A 21,137-nucleotide genomic window follows, 5' to 3' on the forward strand; every position below is an offset into this window, starting at 1 on the left:
GGATGAGCCCCCGTTTACGCGATCTGACCAATGCTGGCTGCGATTTACATCAGCACCCCGTAAGGCGCTAGGTTGTTCACGTAGCCCACGGCCTCGGCATTCCCCCTTGCTTCCGAGGCCGTGGGCTACCTACGTCCATGCCAACCAGCCCAGAACTGCCGATCAGTTCAGGATGGTCTGCGTCTCGCCGATGCGGATCGCGGTGTCGGTCGACGGTGGCGTGACGTTGATGGTCCCGCTCTGCCCGCCGCCCTGCCACGTGACGGTCCAGAAGGCCGTCGCTGTCAGGGTGAGGTTGCCCGGGTGGACGTTGTAACTGGCGGGGAACCCACAGGTCGGACTGGGAAGCGCCGAGTCGCGGCCGTCGTACGGCGTGCCACTGGCGGCCGGACCGCGACAGGTGGTCATGGCAAGCTCCTGCCCGTTGCGGCTGATCACCCATTCTGTGCGAACAAGCTCGCCCTGAGCCTGAACGCTCAGACCGCCGTCCGTCGCGGAACTGGAGATCGGGCCGACTGTGTTCGGCTGACGGTTCGCTACCCAGAGCCAGATCGGCAACCCGAGCTGCCCCATCGCGTCGCCGTTCATCGCCGACGGGGGCGGCGTGCTCCCGATGCCACCCATCGTCAGATTCATGGACGCAACGGCACGTCGAGCAAGCTCTTCGGGAGAAACAAGGGGGCCCGACGGCGGGTTGTCGACACGCTCTCGCGTCGTGTCACCACAATCGAGTCCGTTCACAGCGCATTCATATGGAGTGCAGATAACAATGACTCCGTCATCCCTACCCTCCCAAATGGGAGATCCCTTGGGGGGCGGATTTGGATCCACTCGTGCATAGCAACGACCATTCCATGAGCCACTTTCCGTGGAACAAGGGATTCTCTCGCCATCAAACTCACAAGTAGGATCGCCACCTGGGTTGCCACCTCCTGGCTCTCCACCGCCGCCACCGGGATTCCCCGGCTCCTCACAGGGCAAGATGACACTCCCGTCCGGCAGCACAACCGGGTCACATTCGACGGGAGTATCTGCGGTAGCCGTCGGCGGAACCGCACTGATCCCAATCAGAAGGAGCGTTCCAAACGCGGCAAAAGCTATCCTTCTCAGCATGTCCGCTCCTGATCTGGCTCTTCAGCGATGAGCGCCCATTCGTTATCTCCGCCCTGATTCCGCAAGCGGTAGCTGAACATGTAGCGCATCGGGATTGAAGCATCGCGAGGAATCAAATCACCTTCCCTGTCGAAGGTCCTGACTTCCGCGAAGTCAATACACGCAGATAGGTCAACTTCTTCGTGCTGAGCGCCTGTTTTATCGGGAGTGTATTCCGTTGCCTGCATAGAAACTACATCGGCTGCGCCTTCGGTATAGGTTCCTCTCTGCCGATTTCCCTCGTAGACCGTAGTCATCGCTTGCCAGGATGACTGCGTCCCCCAAAATGGGCCGAGTCTCCGTTCCCAGTGCTCGTACCCACCGTTAGCCACCTCCGCCTGCGTCGCGTAGTACTCCACCAACCGAGCCTTCGCATCCGCAATATTCCTTGCCTTGATTTGCGCCGCCGTGCTCGGCGACGGTGACCCGGCAGGTGAAGGCTCGGCCGCCTCCGCCGTCGTCGGCGAATCAGAGGGGGAGGGTTCCGGGGACCCGGACTTCGTCGGGCTGGCGCCGAGGGCACCCTGGACCCATCGGCCCTCGCCAGGGCCGTACGCGACGACGAGACCGACCGCGACCAGCGCGACCACGCCCAGCGCCACTGCGCCGACGCGCAGTGGCGTACTGAAGCTGTTCGACATCCTGGGGCCTCCGGCTGGGATCGGGGGACTTGTCGGCGTTTCTAGACCTAGTGTCCGTGTCCAGCGCGAATGCGCCACCCGGGCACCGCGTACAGGGTCCTGCAGAAGGTGGATGCCAGGCAAGAGGTAAGGCGTGATACTTCACAACATCTCGCCAAGAGCGGACGGACCCGGCAGCCGCCACCACCACAAGGACGCAGCCGACCGTAGATCGCCTGCTAAGAATATCATCAGATAGTTTTCCACAGCCGATGTTGCGGATCGGCACCCAAGATGCGACCGGGCTAGATTGCTATGACGATTGTCGTATGACGATGACGACCACCCGCCCGGCCGCTGTGGAGCCCGTCGGGTACACCGAGTTCTACGACACGCTCCGCACGCGGCTGCGCGAGGGCCGGCTGCGTGCCGCTCAAGCGGCAAACATCGAGCTGCTACTGGTCTACTGGCGCACCGGGAACGAGCTCATCGATCGCGACGGGACGTACGGCTGGGGCACCAAGGCCGCCGAGCGCATCTCCGAGGACGTCCACCGCGACTTCACGGCCAAGGGCTGGACGGTCGGCGACATCGTGCACATGCGACAGTTCGCCGAAGCCTGGCCGGACTACGACTCGATCGCGCGAGGACCCATCGGTCTGCTGCCCTGGGAGCACATCACCGTGCTGCTCGACCGGCTCGACACCCGCGTGGGCCGCGACCGGTACGCCTCCAAGGCGATCAAGCACGGCTGGTCGGCGACGACGCTCGCCCACGCGATCGAGCACGAGCCACGGAGGCGGCTGACCGAGTGCTTGGTCGATCGGCGGGTCGCGGATGGTCGTGGGTTGGAGTTGCCCACCAGATGATGCGATTCCTGATCCGCCACGCCCACGTCGGCGCGACGCCTGTGCCGACGTCGGCACAGGCGTGGCGGATCAGCCGGACTGTTCGCTGATGGACACCGTCCCGATTCGCCGGCCTCGCGAAGGGCGACCGCCCACGCCCGTGAACAAGACCGTCCGCGATGCCCGGACGAACGGAGGCCCGTCTCACTGCTCCGGACGATACTCGGCCCAGGTCTTGGGCGTCTCGGAGACGCGTACGGCGGTCATTTCGGGAAAGCGCGGCTTCCACAGGCTGTAGATCCATGTGGATAAGTTCTCGGCCGTGGGGGAAGGCCCCCCCCCATCACATCGTTGAGGTGCCGATGGTCAAGGGTCTCGTCCACCCATTTCTTAAAGCTGTCGAGGTCACGGTAGTCCCGGACGAAGCCTGGCCCCGTGAGGTCTCCCGCGCGTGCCGAGAGTTCCAGCATGACGATGTAGTTGTGGCCGTGATTCCGGGCACACGGATGCCACTCCGGCAGCTCGTCGAGGACGTGGCTCGCCGAGAAGTGGAACTCTTTGGTGATCCTCAGCATTGCTGCTCCAGTGTGCCATCCGGCACCGTGCGACAGACCACGCCGCCAGTGTTCACTCGATGCTCGTTCCCCGGCCGATGGCGTCGTTGAGGGGAACACCAGAGAGAAATTGCCGGCGCAGTGACTCGTCCGGGATCGTCGCCGCCTTCCCGGCGATCTCACGTCGTGCCCGTTCGAGCAGGTCGCGCGCCTCGGTGCTCGCAGTAGTACTCAAGGTGACAGCGGCGTGGTAGTAGACCTCCTCCGAGAGGAGCGCGGGCATGGCACCGACCTCCGCCAGGATCCGCACGGCGGTGCGGGCATTCTCCTGCGCGGCGTGGCTATCGCCCAGAGCCCCGAGGATACGACCGCGCAACGAGTGGGCCGCGATCTCGCTGCGAAGCATGCCGGTCTCCCGCGTCTCGGCAAGAGTGGTTCCTGCCAGCCTGTCGGCCCGCTGCAGGAGCTCTTCCGAGCCACCGGGCGCGAGCAGCAGCGTCTCGGCGTAGAGGTTCCGGACGATCGGCACGAGGTTGACCAGCCAGGTCCGCTCGGTCTCCGACCATGCGTCCTCGATCCGGTCCAGAGCCTCGCCATACCGCGGGCCGACGACGAGCAGGCGCGCCAGCAACGCCTTGTTGTAGGCCCGCCAACCGCTGTCACCCCCGCGCTCCGTCTCCAGATCGATCGCTTCGCGCAGCACCGACTCGGCGCTCTCGTAGGAGCCGAGGGCAGCATGGATCTGCGCAAGGTAGTTGAGCGCTATGGGCAACTCGGCCCGCAGCGTCTCCGTCCGCAAGCGCTCGACGCAGCGCTGAACCCGGTCCAGGGCCTCGCCAAGATCGCCGCTGTCGAAGAGGCTGATCCCGAGCTGCATCTCGCCCAGGTTGCGTGCGTGCTGGAGAACGGGAGCCGCACTGTCGATCTGGCCGGTCTCATACATGGCCTCGGCCTTGCGCAGCTCGACCAGTCCGGCGGCGAGCCGCCGCTTGGACAGCTGCCGCCCGTACTCGACGCGGGCGACGAAGAGCATGGCCAGATCGCGGTGCTCTTCCGCCATCGCCACGGCCTCCGCGAGCTTGTCGAGGGAAGGAGCCAGTCCTCGGGTGACAAGCAGTGTCTTGCCGCGCTGCATTGTCGTACGGATTTGCAGTTCCAGCCGCCCGCACCGCGCCGCGGCCAGCTCCGCCTGCTCGGCCAGGTCGTCGATGTCCGGCCCGGCAGACCCGTTCCGACCAAGCCATCGCACTTCGGTCAGCGCCAGCAGGAGCTCGACGGCATCAACGAACGCGCGGTCACGTTCCGACACCTCCGGCAGCTTCTGCAGTGCCTCGATCGCAACCCGGCAATGCCGCGCTGCTTCGGTGAGCCCGAACGGACGTCCCGCCTCCGCATCAAGCGAAGTACCACCGAGCGCCGTATCCCGAGCAAGCTCGTAGTGCGCTCGCGCGGACTCGAAGAGGCATTCCCGGCCGCCCTCACGAAGATGCCGGGCAATTTCCAGGCGCCGCGCAAGATGCATCCCGGCAAGTGGCCCGGGCGTCATGGCTCTGGCGGTCGCGGCATGCCACGAGGACTTCATCGCGCCCTTGACGTGCTCCTCGTACACGATCTGCCACAGCGCCCGATGCTCGAACCGGTAGCAGTTCGAACCGTCCAGCTCATTCGGACCCACCCAGCCGGGAACCCCGTCGTTCCTCGGCTCGACGTCTCGGATCACCAGTCCCTTGTCCGCGGCGGACGCCAGCGCGACCATCACGTCGTCGTGCGGGATCCCCTTGGCCTTGGCAACGGTACGGGAGAGGAAGACCTCCCCCTGCACCGCCCCGTACAGGACCACATCCCGTTCACGGTCATCCAGCCCTTCCAGCCGGCGTCGGACGATGAGCTTCAGGTCATCCGAGAAACGCGTCGGAGTCTTCCCGTTCTCCCAGTCCTCCAGCAAGAGCGCGAGGAAGACCGCATGACCCGACGTCATCTCATGCAGCTCGCGCGCGAGCTCAGTGGGCACCTCATGACGCATCGCCAGTTCCCCGACCGCGTGCGGAGGCAGTCCCTCCATCGTCCGCCGCACCAGCAGCTCATCCCTCGCCCATCGGTCCATCAGCGGACCGATTCCGGGATTCTCCGAAGCCACACCCTCGGTGGAATGGCTCAGCACCACACCCAACGGCTCCGCTGGCAGCCGCGGCAGCAGCTTGCTCAGCGCCAGCAGACTACTGGGATCACAGAATTGCAGGTCATCGACTATCAGGACGACCGGAGGCCCGCTGCGCGCAAGGCGCAGCACGGTCTCGACGATCTTCTCCGCGTCCCCGTGCTGGTTCGGGTGGAGGTCGTCGCCGGGCAGATGCCCCGACTTCAGCGACGACCGCGCGAGCACCGCACCCAGGGAGTAGGCGATCCCGAGCCCCGGAACTGCCATCGACAACAAGTCCGGAAGAGCGGCGTCGGCCCCCCGAGCCGTGAGAGCGCCCGTTCGGCGGAGCGAACCCCCCGACCATCTGGTCCGGTCGTCGCCCTCGAGCTTTCGGCCGGCTTCGAGAATCATCCCGAACGGCATCCCGGGTCCGATGACCGGTTGGCAGCGCACATGCACGACACGGCATGGCGGCCGGTACCCGATCGTTTCGGTCTCGAACTTCTCCAGCAGCGCCGACCGTCCCATGCCGGCCACGCTCTCGATCACCACCGCGCGTCCCCGGCGCCCCCTGGTCACGTCCGCCAGAAGAGACCTCAGTTCCGTCAGGTGCTCCACACGATCGACGAAATTCTCCACCCCGCCCGCCAGTCCGGTCGTCACCGCAACCCCCAGTCTCGGTCGTCGCCACTTCCACGTGCCGTCTCGCGTGCCACACGCTAGCCTCAGCCCTACCTGGCACGATGTCGACACACCGCGCCAACTCAGTGGTTCTTGCCCGCCGCGTCGATCTCGCTGATCAGTTCTTCCGTCTCCGGCTCGGGCTCCATGTCGAGCTGCTCCAGGTGATCGCGGAGGCGATCAATCAGGCGGCCGGCCGCGTCCATCCGGCCGCTCGCGTACTCCGTGCGGATCGAGTTGCGCCAGGAGCGCTCGTCGGCCGGGTCCGCGATCCGTCCCACGCGTGACGCCTCGCGGGCGAGGCTCAGGTCCCCCTCGGCGAGTCCCCGCCGCGACACCTCGTGCGCCACGTCGACGACGCCGGCAGCCATCTCCTGCATCAGCACCTCGGCCCACACGTACTTGCGCGGCGGCGTGTCCTGGAACGGCACCCCGCGCACGAGCTCGAGCGCGCGACGCAGGTCGTCCAGCGGTGTCGCCGTCAGGTCCGGCCCGACCAGCTCGCAGAACATGTCCCAGTCGGTCGTCACGCCGCGCAGGCGGTAGCCGGCCTTCTCCTGGTCCACCTGCGACCCGTCGTCCGTGGACCAGTAGCGGGGCAGGTACTCGAAACCGTAGGCGTCCGTGCCGAGCCAGCGTCGTGCCCGCGACACCGCGCTCCGTCGCGTCGCGAGGTTCGGGTCTCGCGACGGCCACAGTGCCCGCGAGATGTCCGACCCGCGCGCCCCCGGGTTGAACGCGAGGAACGCGACGAGTTCCATCGCCTGCCGCTGATGGCTGGCGGGCAGGTCGGTCCCGGCACACCCGGCGAGCTCCACGGTGCCCAGGACGCGCACGACCGGCGTTCGCGCGGGCTGCGACTCCTCCGGAGCCTCCAGATCGTCGTGCCCGACGGCGATCGTGGCGGCAGGCGCGTCGAGAGCGCCGTTCTCGACGGCGGCGACTCCGCCCTCGTCCAGAGTCTTCACCCAGGGGTTGGCGTCGTCGTCCCAGCCGTCGCCCGGCGCCGTATCCGGTCCGTCGGGATCGATCGGCACCACCGGAGCGGGCGCGATGTCCGAGCTGGTGGAGTCCCCGGCCAGATCCACCGACCCTGCCGAACCCGACGCGGGCCGTGCGCCCGCGCTCGCCCCACCTCCGGCGCCGACCTCGACCGCAACCTTCTCCCCCACCGGAGCCTCCACGACATCCTCGGCAACGACTTCCGCGTCGACGTCTGTGCCCGTGCGGGCGATCTCGTCGTAGTCCGGCAACGCCTCCGGCTCGACCAGCTCCGGCTCCTCCGGAGCGAGGTTGCGCGCCCACGCCGGGCCGGCTACCGGCTCCGGATCGCCGAGCAGCTCCAGTGCCTGGACATAGGTCTCGGCGTCGAGCTGCTGCGGGCGCACAGCGATGTACGCGGGCACGAGGACGCCGCGTGACTTGTCTCCCCCGGTGAGTTCGCCGCTCAGGTCGAGCATCCACTCGCCGATCTCGGCGGACGACGTCACCGCCGCGATGCCGACGCCGGGGACCCGCTCGACCATGCCCTCGAGCCGGGTGCGCTCGGCCGTGCCGAGTGACTCTCCGACCAGGAGGATCTCCGGGGTCCAGGCATCCATGGCGAGGCCGCGGCCCCGGGCGTCGGACAGGTCGACGGCTCCGACCTGCGCGAGCGTGCGATCGACGTCGGCGGCCCGCGCCTCCAGCTCACGCACGATCCCCGCAACCGACGGCACGTGGCGGATCCGCCCGGTGTCGACGACGCCGGGCAGGTCGCTGAGCGCTCCGACCACCGTGACCTGGAGATCGTCCGCCCACAGTGACGTCGCCAGCTCGACGGCGAGCGCCGCGAGGGTGGCCTGGGCGGCGGAGTCGCTGCCGCGGATGTCGAGGCAGCCGACGTTCTCGAGGTCGACCATGAGGTGGGCGTCCTCGTCGTCGTGCCCGAGGGTGACGAGCGACGGGTAGGGGGACTCCATGAGGTCGGGGGTGGCTTTGTCGCTGGCGACGGCCGGGTTCTCACCGGCGGGGAGCTGCCAGACGTAGCGGTCGGTGGTGCTGACCCATGGCGGGGGCAACTCGGCGGCGCGGTCGAGGTAGAGCTCGATGAACTCGCCGGACTTGAGCCGCGCGACGCCGACGCCGGGAAGCGCGAGGCCTCGTTCGCGGTGCCAGCCGGCGAGGGTTCGCAGCGCGATGTCGACCTGTTCGCGGCCGAGTTTGTCCGAGACGGCACGCAGGTCGGTCTCGAGCTCAGCCGACGGCGATCTGGGTGTCGGGAGCGTGATCCGCTCGCCGGGCTTGCGTCGGCGGCGGGCGCGGTCGCGGCGGGCGGCGAGCAGGGTGAGTATCCCGGCGGCGAGGAGCCCGCCGACTCCGGCGGCGGTGCGGACGTCGAATGCCTCGAGAAGCTCGTCGGAGAGGCTCGCGTCGACGAGTGCGGCGCTGATGGCGGGTTCGGGCTGCGGGGCGGCGGCGGAGGCTGCCGCGGAGGACTCGGGAGCCGCGACGCCGGCCGGCCCCTGACCGGTCGCGGAGGCGGGGGCGGACTCCGCGATGTCAGGCGTGGCCCCGGTGCCGCTCTCAAGGGTCGGTTCGCCGGCCAGGTCGTCGGGCGTGACCTCCTGGTATGCGGGAGTATCGGCGCCGCTCACGTCTGTCGTCCCGGGGTCCTCAGGGCTGCCCCGGCCTTCGCCGGGCGCCTGATCGCCGTCCTGGTTCGCCGTTCCCTCGGCCACGCCGCCGGGCGGGACGGCTGCGACGGCGGTCTCGTCGTCGGACGGGGTGGATTCGCTGACGGGCCTCTCGGTCGCCGGGGCGGATTCCTCGATCTCGGGAAATTCGGTATCCGACGTCTCGACCTCGTCGAGCACCGGCGCGTCCTGCTCGGGAGCGGGTTCGGACTCCGCGTCCGACTCGCCGTCGTCCTCGGTGCCCGGCTGTTCGTTCGCCGTGGGGACGGTCTCCTTCTCGCCGCGCTGCGCTCCGCGCGGGGCGGGTTCGGTCGCTTCCTCCGGGGCCGCGCCGTTGCCGGTGGGTTCGCCCTCCGGCTGGTCGGCCGGTACTTCGTCCGACGGCACTCCCTCGTCGATCGCGTCCTCGTCCACAGGTTCTTCGACCCGCTCGCCCGCAGGCTCCGAGTTGTTGTCGTCCGAAGCGGCGGCGGTCGCGCCGTCGTCGGCAGAGCCGCCCTCGGCGGCGTCCCCGTCGTCGTCGGGACCGTCCTCGGTCGCCCCGCCGTCGGCGGTGTCGCCCGCGGCACCGTCGGCGTCGTCCTCGTCCGTGGCGTCACCGGCGTCCGTCGCGGCGTCCTGGGCCGGCTCGTCGGCATCGGTCTCCGGCGCCGGCGTGACGTCCGACACCGCGTCCTCTGCCTCGTCCGTGGCGGGAACCGTGACCTGCCAGCCGGGGTAGATCAGGTCGGGGTCGGTGAGCCGCCGGCCGTCGGGCTGCGTCGTCGAGCGGGATGCCTCGTACAGTTCCGGGTACTTCGTCCCGTCACCGAGTTCCTCCTCGGCGATCTCCCACAGGGTGTCGCCACGCTCCACGACGACATCGCGGGACTCGGCGGGCCTGACCTCGGAGACCGACGTGACATCCGTGACCGGCGCCGCGTCGACGGCCTGGTGAACGGACGGCCCGGACGCGTCGTCGGGCAGTGTCAGCACCCAGCCGGGCCGGACCCAGTGCGAGCCGTCGAGCGCGCGCCCGTCGTCCTGCTGCGCTCCGTAGTTGAGGTGTGCGATCTCCTTGAACCGCGTGCCGTCGCCCAGCGTCTCCTGCGCGATCCGCCAGAGCGAGTCGCCGGGCTGCACCGCGTAGGTCTTCGTGTTCGCGTCCGACGACGCCCGCGCGCTCTCGGCCTTCGTCTCGGCCCGCGTCTTGGTGACCTTCACGGGCGAGGCGCTCGGCCCCGCTGCCGTCTGGCCGCCGGAGCGATCGGACGCCGCCGAGGAGATCCCGGCCGTATCGGGGCCGTCTCCTCGCAGCTCCGTGTCCGCCGGGGCCCCGCTGCGCGGGACCGACTCCAGCACGCTGCTCACGACCGGGTCCACGGACTGCCCGTCCACCGGATCCACCACGTGCGAGCTCGCCACGGCCTCGCCCGCGGCCGGCGTAGCGAGCACCATCGCCACCACCGCGCCGACCAGCACGGCGGCAAGCCGCTGCTGCAGTCCCATGCCTCGCAGGCGTGGTGCCCGCACCCCGCGGATCACCGCGACGAACTCCACCAGCACCGCGACGGCGAACGTGGCCCATGCGACCCAGCCCACCACCGTCACCAGGCTGAGCAGCACCTGGCCGCTCACGTCCGGGCTGGACATCACGGAGACGAACTTGGCCCACGACAGGTCACCGCCCAGCAGCGGCACGCCGAAGACCCACAGGCCGATCGGTATGCCCACCACCAGCGCCAGCAGCAGGGCCACGGAGAGGACGCCGCGGATCACGCGGCCGGCCAGACCACCCGCGCCGGGTGCGGGCCCCTGGGACGGTGTTGCCGCTGCCTTGCGTTCAGTCGTGGTGCTCATCAGGATCCCTCCTGGGTGATACCGCGCACGGCTCTGGCTTCCGCGGATCCCTCCGCGGTGAGTGAGCGGATGCCGATCAGGGCAAGGAACTTCGTCTTGTAGGTGACAGTGGTGCTGACGCGGATGGATGCGTCCTGGACGTGGTCGACCTGGCCTGTCACGCCGGCGGCGGCCAGGTTGGCCTCTGCGGCGACCACCGCGTCGACGGCGTCGAGTCTGGGTGGACGGCCGTACTGTGCCTCCGAGATGTCCTGTTCCTGGGCGCCCGCTCGCGCCGCCTGCTCCGCGGCGTACTGGGCGTGATCTGCCGCCTGGAGCCGGCCGCCGCCGTCGACGACCAGCCCGATGGCGATGATCAGAGCGGGAACCAGCCCCGCGACGAGGATGTTGATCTCGCCCCGCTGCGGCACGCCGGCGGAAACCGCCGTACCCCGGCCGCGGGTGCCGGGCCACCGGACTCGGGTGGCCGAACGCTCCCCCATGTCAGCCCCTTCCCCGGTAGGCATCCAGCACCGACCGACCCGTGGCGTGCATCTCCCGAGAGCCCGGGGCGCCGGGAAGGCCGAGGTCGGAGAGCGGGACCTTGCACGACACGTCGACGCGTACCTCGCCCACGGTCCCGAGCGGCAGTGTGAAGGCATCCAGCACGGGGAAGACCTTCGTGGAGGAGCAGGAGATGCCCGAGTTCTCCAACGTGCTGGTCGCGGTCTGGTGCGCGGACACTTCCGCGGCCTCGACGGTGCGGCTGATCGAGGCCGACCGAGCCGCCTCGTTGGCCGCCGATTGCACGGCGCCCTGCGCCAGCACCGTCCGGCCGGCCATGAGCAGGAGCATCGCGATGAGCAGCACCATCGGAAAGACGACGGCGGTGTTGATCGCGATGTTGCCGCGCTCGCGAGCCTCGCGGCTTCGAAGTGTCCTGCTGCGAAGTGCTCTGCTCAGGCTCATGGACCCACCGCCGGCGTGAAGCGCTCGACGGGACCGGTGGCGGTCTGTTCGACGTGCAGGCCTCGGAACCCCGGCACCAGCGACGGCGCGAGGCCCACCACGGTCGCCGTCGCGACTTCCTCACCGCGTTCCACGAAGACGTCCACCGAGGCGAACACGTCACGCCCGCGGTCGAGCCGCGCGGCCGCCTCGGCGTACCCGTCGGCCTCGGTGCCGGTCTCGAGCCGCGCGGCCTGCACCGCTCCGTTCGCCACGGAGCGCGCGACGTTCTGCGCGTGGTAATAGATCACGCCCTGCACCATGGCGAAGACCATCAGCAGGACCACGGGGTAGGTGAGGACGGTCTGGATGGAGGCAGCGCCGCGCTCCCCGGCTGATCCCGGCCGGGGAGGAGTGCAGGAGGAAAGTACTGGGCGCGTGCGCTCCTGCATCATCCGCCGGAGCCTCCACCAGAACCAGGCCCCAGCTGGGTCATGTAGCTCTGCACGAGGGTGTTGATCGCGGCGCCCAGGGCGATGGCGATGCCCAGACCGACCACCGACAGCACGACGACCTCGATCGACTCGAGGCCGGCGTCGTCAGGCAGGCCCTGGCGGCGTGCGGCGAGACGCGCACGCAGTTCGCCGCGACGCTGCGTGAACCGCGTGGAGGCACGGTCCATCGCTCCGCGCGCCGCGTGCGCGCGCAAGTGAGCCTTGGCGATGATGCCCGACGCCGCGGCGCCGAACTCCCGCCCGGACTGGTGCTGTTCAGTGGACATGGCAACTCCTGGGGTGCTCTCGAAATCAACAAATGGGCAAGATCCGGTTCGTGTGACAGGTGCGACACGAGTCTTCGCGGAAATTCCGCGGCTGTGAAGTCCTCACCACGATCTGTCGCCTGCTGTTCGCCGACGGCGTCAAGCCCGTGGAACGCGGGCCGTCACGGCAGCTGCTCGAACATCGTCACGCCGATCGGGAAGATCAGCATGATGAAGTAGACGAACACCGTCAGGGTTCCGGGCACGGTCATGCGGACGGTCGCGTCGTGCGCGATCTGCTGCTCGACGTCGAGCTGCGCGTCACGCATGGCCGCGGCCTTGGACTGGAGCTGGTCGCGGATGGCGGAGCCCTGCGTCCCGGCGAGCTCGACGATCGCTGCCACCTCACCCAGCGCGTCGACCTCGACCTCTCTGCCCAGGTCCCGCAGCGCCGTCCAGGGCGGCTCACCCTCCCAGCGCCCGCGCTCCAGCGCCTCGGCGATCCGCCGGAACGGCCAGGACTCCGCGACCTGCGCCGCCGCGAAGGTCGCCTGGGTCGCGCCGGCGCCGGAGATCCGTTCGATCGCGAGCAGCTCCAGGTACGTCGACACCGCACGGGTGAACTCCTGCCGCGCCTTCCTCGCCTTGCTCCGCGCCTCCAGGTCCGGGAGGAACCACGCGCCGATGGCGAGCACGAGGGCCGCTCCGAACGGCAGCCCCACGGGCAGGCCGAGGTTCAGCACCCCCGCCATGAGGCCGATGAACGGCACGCCGACCAGGACGACCACCGCACCCAGCGCCTTGGCTCCGTAGTGCTCGGTGGCGGTCTTCCCGATGAGATCGAGATCCGCCGCACTCGGTCCGGCCCGCATGAGCAAAGGCAACGGCAGTCGCCGCTGCGCCCATGCCCCGAACTTCTGGGTCACCTGTTCGGTGTGACTCAGCCCGGAGCCGTCGTCGTCGGACACCTCGATCGAGGCGAGCTTGTCGTCACCGCTCAGGCGGTCGAGTGCCGACTGCAGCCCCGGCTGCGTCGGCACGAGCGCGCGGATCACGAGCCACAGCCCGAATCCGGCCACGGCGCCCGCGATGGCGGACGGCCAGATGCTGCCGAGAAACATCACGCGCCTCCCTCGTGCGGCAGGAACCGCGGGATCGGCTGCCCCATCGAGATCCGGCGCATCCACAGCAGGCAGGCGCAGTACGCCGCGAACAGGGTGACCGCCACGATCTGCCCGACCGGGGAGTCGTACCCGTCGAGGTACCCGGTCATGGCCGTGCCACCGAGCACCACGAGCGTCACCACCGTCACCCAGCGCACCGTCGCGCGGCCGGTCGCCCGCTCGGTCTCGATCTCGCGCCGGGCGCGTGCCTGCGCCGACAGCGACTCCGCGAGCTGCTTGAGCGCGGACGCGACGGCCCCCGTGCGGTTGTCGGACTCCAGGATGAGCGCGGAGGCGATCATGTCCGAGGAGTAGTCGTCCATCTCGTCGGCCCAGCGGTAGAGCGCCGGCTTGATCGGCTGCCGCGCTTCCAGGCGCGCGACGAGGCGGGCGAGCGCCGGCCGCACCGACGGCGCCGCCGAGGACAGCGTCGCCGCGATGCCCTGCTCCAGCCCGACCGCACCGCCGCTCAGCACGCCGATCAGCGAGCGCACCCACGCGGTCAGGTCGATCAGCTTCTCCACCTCGCTCGACTGCGTGGTGGTCCGGAACAACGCCGGCAGCCCGACCGCCATGACGGGCACGATCACGGTCAGCGACCACCAGCCCGTGAAGATCCCGACCACGAACCCGGCACCGGCGCTGACCAGTACCGACCGGCGCTTCGTGTACAGCGGCCCGCCTTCGTCGAGCCCGATCAGGCGCAGGACCGCCTCGAAGGGTTTTCTCGTGGACGACGGCGGGCGCGGAGTCTCCTCTCGCTTCAGCAGTCCGACGACGACGAGCCACGCCCCGATCCCGACAGCGAGGCCGGCGGCGACAGCGAGGAAGGTGGTCATTCGTCAGTTCCCTTCTGACGCCGTTCCTCAGGGTTCGTCACGGCGCGACCCCCCAGAGACCCTCGTGGAAGTTGAGCAGGTTCGGGTCGAACCCGACCGCCTCCAGGTCCCCGAGGAACGACGGCGTGTGCGCGGGCACCGCGCGGCCGTTCGGTCCGGGACGGAACACATCGGTGATCGCGACCGGATTCCCGGCCTCACCCCGGGTCACCTCGATGACCTCCGAGACATAGCGCGTGCGTCGCCCGGTGGCCGGGTCGATGTCGACGCGGAGGAACACGATGAGGTCGATCGACTGCGCCACCTGCCGATACGCGTACGTCTCGCTGAGGGTGCTGTCCTGGACCGCCATGCCGACCAGGCGTTCGACGACGTCGCGCGCGCCGTCGGCGTGCACGGTGGACAGCGACCCGTTGCCCATCTGCATGGCCTGGAACATCGAGACGATCTCCGGGCCCCGGACCTCACCGACGATGACGCGCGAGATGTTGTGCCGCAGCGACTCGTAGACGTTGATGTTGGTGTCGATCTCGCCGACCCGGCGGCCCGCGGTGTTCATCTCACCGGATCCCTCGCGCGTCCGGAGTGCGACGACACGGCGGTGTTTCTCGGGCTCGAGATGCAGGTAGAGCTCGTAGTCCGTCTCGATCGTGGCGACGGACTCCCAGGGTGACAAACTAGCGCAAAGCGCCCGGAGCAACGTGGTCTTCCCACTGCCCTGGCCCTGGCCCGAGACGACGATCGACTTGCGCGCGCGTACCGCCGTCGTGAGGAATTCTCCCAGGACGGCGTCCACGGTGCCGGTTCCCTGGAGCATGCCGAGGTCCACGGACTGCAGGCGCTGGAGACGGATCGTCACGCGCGGCGACGGCACCACCCAGCCGACGGCCGCCAGGCGGACGCGGCCCGGCAGGTCCAGGTTGAGGAACGGGTTGGCACGCGTGAACGAGCGCTCGTTCGCAGGATCCCGCGCGGCGAGGAACTGCAGGAAGTCGATCAGTTCGGCGTCAGAGTCGGCGATGGGCTCGGTGTAGACGCGGCGCCCGTCGCCCATGAGCATGAGTACGGGCTGCGTGCCCGTGATCTCGATGTTCTCTACGTCCGGTGTGTCGATCAGCGGCTGCAGGCGTCCGAGCCGGAACAGGGCGTCGAACAGCGCGCGCGTGATCTCGACCTGGTACTCGGCGGTCCACGGCCGCTGGCCCCCGGACAGCATGGCGTCGTTGTGGTCCCGGACCACCTGCTGGATGAGTTCCTGGCCGAGGGCCTCGCGTTGCTCTTCGTCGAGCTCGCGCGCGGCCAGCGCGTTGGTGAGTCGCGACGACACCTCCCCGCGAAGGCTGTTCACCTGACGCCAGAACTCGGGGTCCCGCACCCGGCTGGGACTCGTCCCCTCCAGGGTCCGCACCTGACGGCCCCCGGCAACCCATGCGTCAGCCCCGCCGCCGGTTGCCGAGGCAGGGGACTCCCCACCCGGACCGCCGGCCGGCCGGGTCCGCGGCACTGCGCCGGGAGCCGCTGCGGCGAGGTCGCCGCTCGGCCCCTGCGGCATCCGGGTGGTCGGTGGCTGGGCATCCGGCGGCGATGCCGGCCGGATGGTCGCGCCCGCCCACGGGCCGGCGACCGGGCGGCGGTCTCCCGGCTGGACGTCGGCCGGGCGGGCCGGAGGTGTCGGACGACGGCCGGCAGCGACCGCACCGACCGCACCGCTCAGGCCGGCGGCCGGGGTCTGCGCTCCCCGAGGCGGCTGCGCGCCGTCGTAGCCGGGCTCCGGAGACCCTGCGGACGGACGGCGCCCTGCCTCCGGCGGCCGGGGTTGCCGGGATCCGTCGCCGCCGAAGATCGGCAGGCCTTCCAGGTCCTCGCGCTTCCTGGTCATCGCCCGGCACCCCCGGCCGCGCCGTTGCCCATCGCCCCGCGCGCGGGCGTGCCGGTCGAGAAGCGTTCCCGGCGTGTCGCCGTGCGTTCCTGGATCGCCGTGATCACCGGGCCCGCGCTCCGGACCAGGGGTGACGCTCCCCATTTGCGTCCCGTCGGCGACCCGACGGACAGCACCTCGGCGTTCACCGGGTCCCACGCGATCGCACCGACGGACCCGAGGCCGAGCGTCCTGGCGATCTCCCTCGCGTCGTACGGGCGACCCGGGCCGATCGTCAGGACCGCGAGGTTCGTCAGGTCGCGGGCCGCGGCCTCGACCACCGACGTGCGAGACCGCACGAGTTCTCGGCCGACCGCGATGTCGGGCAGGCGTGAGCCCGTGGTGAGGACGACCTGATCCGCGAGTCGGAGGAGCGGCTCCCGGTCGTCGCGCCCGGCCGGGGCCAGGCGTCCGAGGTCCACGATGACATCCATACCGCCGCGCTCCAGCGCGAGGAGCTGGTTCGCGAGCGCGCCCCAGAGGTTGGCCACCGACGGCGCCTGGTGCGGGGACACGATGCCGGGCAGCAGCTTCTTGTCCTGGTTGTGCTGGACGAGCGTGAGCGTCTGGTCCCACAGGGAGGTCTCGAGCTCGCCGTGGCTGTGCGCGATGGCGAGCTGGCTCAACCCGCGGTCGTGCGCGAGCTGCCCCCGGAAGTACCCCGCGAGGATCGACGCGCCGGCGAGGTCCGCCTCCACGAGCAGGACCGGCCGGGGCCAGGAGATCGCGAGCACGAGCGCTGTCGTGGTGGTTCCCGGCGAGCCCTTCGCGTTCGCGAGTGCGACGAGGGCCACGGGATCACCCGTTCCCGTCGGTCGTGGGCTCGCCGTTGGCCGCGCCGGTACCGCCGTCGCCACCCTGGGCGTTTCCACCGTCCCCACCGGCTGGAGCATCCCCGCCGGTCGGAGCATCTCCACCGGCCGGTGCGTCCCCGCTCGTGGGGGCGTTCCCACCGGCCGGGGCCGCGTCGAGGACGAGAGCCACCCGCCCGGTAGCGGCTCGCGCGGCGAGCGCCGCGGCCTGGTTGCGGGCGACCTCGACGTCGACGACCGTCTGGTCGCCGACAGGCGCCTCGTCCACGGTGGCGATGACGGCCGGGATCGCGTACGGCTCCTCGATGGGGGCGTCACCACCGCTGACCGGTGTCTCGATGATCCGGACCTGGTCACCGGCATTCAGCGGTGTCCCCGCGGGCATCTGGCTCGGGTTCAGCGCGATGCCGACGATGGACCTTCCTTCCGCGGGCTGCAGGCTCTCGACGTAGCTACCGGGGGTGAGCAGGGATCCCTCGAGCAGGTCGGCGGTGGCGTACTGATCGACGACGTCCTGGAATGCGGTCTCGCTCACCGGATCCAGCTGGGTGGGGGTGGTCGGCAGATCGACGGTCGTGAGGTCGGAGGACTGGATGCGCTCCCCTCGTGCGACGTCGTCCGTGAGGGCCAGCACCTTGTGCGTCCTGCCGAGTGTGGTGGTCAGGTACACGGACGCCAGGATGCCGAGTGCGACGAGGGCGAGGCCGAGCGCGATGACGGCGGGCCGGCGGCGGGCACGGGTCGGTTTCGGCGGTGCGGGCACCCTGGGGCCCGCACCGCGCGCTTCGTTGCCGGTCGCGGGCGGGGCCGCGCTCCCGCCCACGCCCGTGCGTCTCGCACCGACGCTCGTGTCACTGCTCACTAGCCGTCCCCTCCCGGTCATGTACTCCCGCAGGCAATCCTGATGCACGCGGGCGAACCCGGCAGGTTGAACGGTAGCCGGATCACTCCGGGCAAGGGAAGGTCAACCAAGGTTCACATGCTGTGGAGAAGCCCTGTACGTCGGGTAAACCTCAGCAGAGGTGCTGACCTGGGGAAACACTGTGGGTGAGAACTTCACCCGCCCCGCCGGGCTCGGCCTGCGAACGGCCGGGCCCGGCGGCGGCGGTCGAGCCCTGTCGGGGCTCGATCAGACACGACATGGGGGGCCGCCGACTGGAGGCGGACGACCCCCCACGCCAAGGGACGGGGCTGGTGTGGAAACCCCCGAGAGTCACGCACCCCCCAGTGGTTCTCCCGATGCCGTTCCACGGCCCTCGTCCTTCCGCCCGTCCGGTGATCCCCCAGACAGACCCCCGGTACGGACGGCTTCGGCCAGTCGGCGAACCGCTCGGCTCGCGCGCTGACGAAGTGTGGCGTGCGAGATGCCGAGCTCGTCGGCAACTCGCTTCTGGTATGTACCTCTCCCGGCGCCAAGTTCGGCGTACTCGGGCAACTCTGGATCTGGAGCGTAGACGCGAGCGAGGAGGGACGCTTCTTCTCTTGTGATAACGCGGACGTCGATCCCCCACGCGATCACGTCGAGCACCTCGCCCGTGGCCCCGAGCGAGGCGCTGGCCAGCGAATATACCGCCGCCGGCCCCTGCTCCTCCGGCTGCGGGCGCTCAAGATGCGACAGCACCGCCGCATCGGTAGGGATCTCCTCGAGCTGCGGGTTCCGGCTTGCCCGGGTACCGCGCGCGAACGGCGCCTGGTCGCCGACCACTCGCGTCAGCGTGTGACCTTGCAGCCGCATCGCGACCTTGTCGTCGCGGTCGAGGTCGTAGTGGCAGATCGCGTCCCACATCGCTGCGGCCGCCTCCTGCTCCAGATCCTGTACGTCGCTGTAGTGACGGCGCGAGCGGCGCACGATGGAGCGCACCGCCGGGAGCATGCACTGCAGCACCGCTCGGCCGGCGGCGAAGCTCCCCCGGGCGTGTTCGACCAGGAGCGCGTGCAGCACCGTGTCGGCCTCGCTCGAGGTGAACCGGACGGGACGTCCGTCGGCCAGCCCGGAGAGTTGCGGGAACCGACTGCTGAAGCGGTCGATCTCGTCGGCGAAGGATCGGGTCGCCACGAGGTCGGCCCAGTCGTGATCGAGCTCGGTCATGAGCGTGCCGGAGGCAGCTGCAGACATGCCTGGCATGGACGTGACTCCTCGGTTGTCCGGGCGGCGCGGTGCCGGAGCGCTGGTCAGCGCCTGGGGACCAGTGCAACCGAGGAGTGTTGCCCGCTACTGTTGCCCGCAGATTTACACTTGATGTGATCTAGGTCACATTTGCTGCTTGATCGGCAATCTTTGGGTCACACGAAGCCCTGGTAGCCCATTTGTTCGAGGTGACGAACCGATAGCAGGAAGACACGGACCCGCACCGGTGACTGGGAGAAGCGAGATGAGCAAAGAACCCGCCCCCGAGCTCCACCACGACGACGTGACCATGGAGCTCCTGCGCGACACGGCCGAGGTGCACGCCGTACGCGGGGAGGTGAAGCCGGTCATCGACGCGCTGGTGGCCGCCCTGAAGCAGGACCCGCTCGGCAACGACGACACGGCGCACAGGATCGCGGATGCCCTGGAGAACCCTCGCACCCGCAGTGCACGGGCCGCCCGCGCCCGGCTGTCCCGCGACCTCTCGAACGACCTGCCCGACGGGGTGCGCACGCGATGAGCTCGCTCCTGACCGGGCGACGTGGCAAGAAGCGCGCGGCGTCCCCTTCGGCACTCCCGGCGCATCCCCAGCGCGCCGTGGAGCAGGCCGACGCGCCGTCGTCGGGCAATCCCTGGCAGCTGGACGGGTCGGGGCCGGACGGCGCCGACCGGACGCCCCCGTCCGACGACACCACGCCACCGCAGGTCGTGGAGTGGTCGCAGGGGCCGGCGCTCGCCTCGAAGGCATGGACCGCGCTGCTCGTGCTGGCCCTGGCGGCCGGCCCGGTCGCGCTGGTGTGGACGGTGCTCCGGCCGGACACCGTCCCGGTGGCATCCGCCACGGGCTCGGCCGATCAGTCCGCCGCGGCCGCTGCCGCCGAGCGGGCCGTCGAACTGACGGAGACGTGGCTGCGCGCGGACCGGGACGACCAGGCGCTGGTGGCCTCGCTGACGGAGGCGTCGGTGGGCACCCTGCCCGCCACGGGCCTGACGATCCGGGACAGCTCCGTCGCGGCGGTGACCCCCGGTGACCCGGGCCCGTCGGGCACGGCGTGGATGATCACGGTCGGCGTGGACGTCGCGGAGCCTGCGCCCGGCACGGCCGTTCCGGCCGCCGACGACGGGTCGGGCGAGGCCGGGTCGTCGGGTGACGGCGAGGGCTCCGGCGAGAACTCGGCCGACGGCTCGGAGAGCTCCGAGCCCGTGCTCGTCTGGGTCCGCCGGTACTTCCAGGTGCCGGTCATGGTGCAGCGGCCCGCGGACGAGGACGAGCCGCTCGCGGTGGCCGCCCTGGCACTGCCGTCACCGGTCCCGGGCCCGTCGGCGGCCGATGCTCCAGGCCTCGACTACCCGCGCACGATCGCCGTCACGTCGGAGGCCGGGGAGTCCGTGGCCGCGTTCCTCGGGGCGCTGGTGGCGGGCGAGGGTGAGATCACCCGCTACCTGCGGCCCGGCACGGCCATCCAGCCGGTGATGCCGCCGCCGTACACGGCCGTGTCGGTGAGGTCGATCGGCGGTTCGCACGAGATCTCCGACCAGCCCTCCGACGGGGACGGCACGCACGCCCTCGTCACCGCCGAGCTGACCCGTCCTGACGGGGAGAAGACCACCGCCCAGTACGTCCTGACGCTCGTCGCCCGGGACGGCCGCTGGGAGGTATCCGGCCTGGACCAGGCCGTTCGCACTGAGACCCCGGTCGCCGGCTCCGGCGAGTCCGGTACCGAGCAATAGGAGAGGGAACCATGTTCACAGAGCTCATGACCGCTGCCCCGGAACTGACCGCGACCGCCCAGACAGTTCGTGCCACCGGCACCGGCTTCCTTGACCTGATCACCGTGAAGTCCGAGGAGGTCAAGGTCGCGATCGAGTCGGTGACCTTTGTGGTCGTCATCCTCATGGTCGTCATCACCGCGGTGAAGACGAAGATGTCGATCGCCGCGATCCTGATGTCGGCGATCGTCGGCGGCATCGTCCTCTGGCTGGTCAACGGCGGCATCAACGTCACGAAGGACCTGACGGACGAGGAGTTCAGCATGCCCGCCGTCGTCAGCACCACCGCGGTCTGAGGCAGTTCTCGCGCA

At 69.9% G+C, this 21,137-nt stretch carries 18 protein-coding genes and 2 pseudogenes; 4 read left to right on the forward strand and 16 right to left on the reverse strand.

The window, feature by feature from the left end; genetic code table 11:
- Window positions 1-162: 162 nt before the first annotated feature.
- Window positions 163-741 carry a hypothetical protein gene (locus tag ACYVK5_RS12445; protein WP_460705351.1) on the reverse strand — a complete coding sequence of 193 codons (579 nt, stop codon included), beginning with the start codon at window positions 739-741 and terminating at the stop codon, window positions 163-165.
- 365 nt (window positions 742-1,106) lie between these two features.
- On the reverse strand, window positions 1,107-1,793 hold the full coding sequence (locus ACYVK5_RS12450) for a hypothetical protein (protein ID WP_460705353.1): 687 nt from the start codon (window positions 1,791-1,793) through the stop codon (window positions 1,107-1,109).
- 308 nt (window positions 1,794-2,101) lie between these two features.
- Between ACYVK5_RS12450 and ACYVK5_RS12455 the strand changes: the two genes are divergently transcribed.
- Window positions 2,102-2,641, forward strand: a complete 540-nt coding sequence (locus tag ACYVK5_RS12455; RefSeq protein WP_460705355.1) for a DUF1016 N-terminal domain-containing protein — start codon at window positions 2,102-2,104, stop codon at window positions 2,639-2,641.
- A 183-nt stretch (window positions 2,642-2,824) separates the two neighbouring features.
- On the opposite strand, the pseudogene ACYVK5_RS12460 reads toward ACYVK5_RS12455, so the two are convergent.
- The 14 genes and pseudogenes from ACYVK5_RS12460 to ACYVK5_RS12525 form a co-directional block, all read right to left on the reverse strand.
- A pseudogene (locus ACYVK5_RS12460) lies at window positions 2,825-2,938 on the reverse strand (6-carboxytetrahydropterin synthase); the annotation flags it as partial.
- 38 nt (window positions 2,939-2,976) lie between these two features.
- A pseudogene (locus ACYVK5_RS12465) lies at window positions 2,977-3,195 on the reverse strand (6-pyruvoyl trahydropterin synthase family protein); the annotation flags it as partial.
- A 52-nt stretch (window positions 3,196-3,247) separates the two neighbouring features.
- Window positions 3,248-5,977, reverse strand: coding sequence for an AAA family ATPase (locus ACYVK5_RS12470; RefSeq protein ID WP_460705357.1), 2,730 nt, complete (start codon window positions 5,975-5,977; stop codon window positions 3,248-3,250).
- Between the two features lie 101 nt (window positions 5,978-6,078).
- Entirely contained in the window at window positions 6,079-10,509 is a 4,431-nt protein-coding gene (locus tag ACYVK5_RS12475; protein WP_460705359.1) for a LysM peptidoglycan-binding domain-containing protein, read from the reverse strand.
- Window positions 10,509-10,991 carry a pilus assembly protein TadG-related protein gene (locus ACYVK5_RS12480; RefSeq protein ID WP_460705361.1) on the reverse strand — a complete coding sequence of 161 codons (483 nt, stop codon included), beginning with the start codon at window positions 10,989-10,991 and terminating at the stop codon, window positions 10,509-10,511. The genes ACYVK5_RS12475 and ACYVK5_RS12480 overlap by 1 nt, the downstream gene beginning before the upstream one ends.
- Window position 10,992: 1 nt before the next feature.
- Window positions 10,993-11,457 (reverse strand): TadE/TadG family type IV pilus assembly protein, encoded by a 465-nt coding sequence (locus ACYVK5_RS12485; protein WP_460705363.1) that lies wholly within the window; start codon window positions 11,455-11,457, stop codon window positions 10,993-10,995.
- A complete protein-coding gene (locus ACYVK5_RS12490; RefSeq protein WP_460705365.1) occupies window positions 11,454-11,891 on the reverse strand; it encodes a TadE family protein in 438 nt (145 codons plus the stop codon). Before ACYVK5_RS12490 ends, ACYVK5_RS12485 begins: the two co-directional genes overlap by 4 nt.
- The gene (locus tag ACYVK5_RS12495; protein ID WP_460705367.1) at window positions 11,888-12,217 is read right to left on the reverse strand and encodes a hypothetical protein; all 330 of its coding nucleotides are present in this window, start codon (window positions 12,215-12,217) and stop codon (window positions 11,888-11,890) included. Before ACYVK5_RS12495 ends, ACYVK5_RS12490 begins: the two co-directional genes overlap by 4 nt.
- A gap of 161 nt (window positions 12,218-12,378) precedes the next feature.
- Entirely contained in the window at window positions 12,379-13,317 is a 939-nt protein-coding gene (locus tag ACYVK5_RS12500) for a hypothetical protein (protein ID WP_460705369.1), read from the reverse strand.
- A complete protein-coding gene (locus tag ACYVK5_RS12505) occupies window positions 13,317-14,198 on the reverse strand; it encodes a type II secretion system F family protein (RefSeq protein WP_460705371.1) in 882 nt (293 codons plus the stop codon). The genes ACYVK5_RS12500 and ACYVK5_RS12505 overlap by 1 nt, the downstream gene beginning before the upstream one ends.
- A 37-nt stretch (window positions 14,199-14,235) precedes the next feature.
- Window positions 14,236-16,077 carry a CpaF family protein gene (locus ACYVK5_RS12510; RefSeq protein WP_460705373.1) on the reverse strand — a complete coding sequence of 614 codons (1,842 nt, stop codon included), beginning with the start codon at window positions 16,075-16,077 and terminating at the stop codon, window positions 14,236-14,238.
- Window positions 16,074-16,910: a hypothetical protein gene (locus ACYVK5_RS12515; RefSeq protein WP_460705375.1), complete on the reverse strand. Its 837-nt coding sequence runs from the start codon at window positions 16,908-16,910 to the stop codon at window positions 16,074-16,076. Before ACYVK5_RS12515 ends, ACYVK5_RS12510 begins: the two co-directional genes overlap by 4 nt.
- 4 nt (window positions 16,911-16,914) lie before the next feature.
- The gene (locus ACYVK5_RS12520) at window positions 16,915-17,790 is read right to left on the reverse strand and encodes an SAF domain-containing protein (protein ID WP_460705377.1); all 876 of its coding nucleotides are present in this window, start codon (window positions 17,788-17,790) and stop codon (window positions 16,915-16,917) included.
- 351 nt (window positions 17,791-18,141) lie between these two features.
- Window positions 18,142-19,053 (reverse strand): hypothetical protein, encoded by a 912-nt coding sequence (locus tag ACYVK5_RS12525; RefSeq protein ID WP_460705379.1) that lies wholly within the window; start codon window positions 19,051-19,053, stop codon window positions 18,142-18,144.
- A 247-nt stretch (window positions 19,054-19,300) separates the two neighbouring features.
- On the opposite strand from ACYVK5_RS12525, the gene ACYVK5_RS12530 reads away from it, so the two are divergent.
- Genes ACYVK5_RS12530 through ACYVK5_RS12540 form a run of 3 tightly spaced genes read left to right on the forward strand, consistent with a single transcriptional unit; the run spans window position 19,301 to window position 21,122 of the window.
- Window positions 19,301-19,576, forward strand: coding sequence for a hypothetical protein (locus ACYVK5_RS12530; RefSeq protein WP_460705381.1), 276 nt, complete (start codon window positions 19,301-19,303; stop codon window positions 19,574-19,576).
- The gene (locus ACYVK5_RS12535) at window positions 19,573-20,787 is read left to right on the forward strand and encodes a hypothetical protein (RefSeq protein WP_460705383.1); all 1,215 of its coding nucleotides are present in this window, start codon (window positions 19,573-19,575) and stop codon (window positions 20,785-20,787) included. The genes ACYVK5_RS12530 and ACYVK5_RS12535 overlap by 4 nt, the downstream gene beginning before the upstream one ends.
- An 11-nt stretch (window positions 20,788-20,798) precedes the next feature.
- Window positions 20,799-21,122, forward strand: coding sequence for a hypothetical protein (locus ACYVK5_RS12540; protein ID WP_460705385.1), 324 nt, complete (start codon window positions 20,799-20,801; stop codon window positions 21,120-21,122).
- Window positions 21,123-21,137 lie beyond the last annotated feature (15 nt).

Source organism: Myceligenerans halotolerans (genome assembly GCF_054782975.1).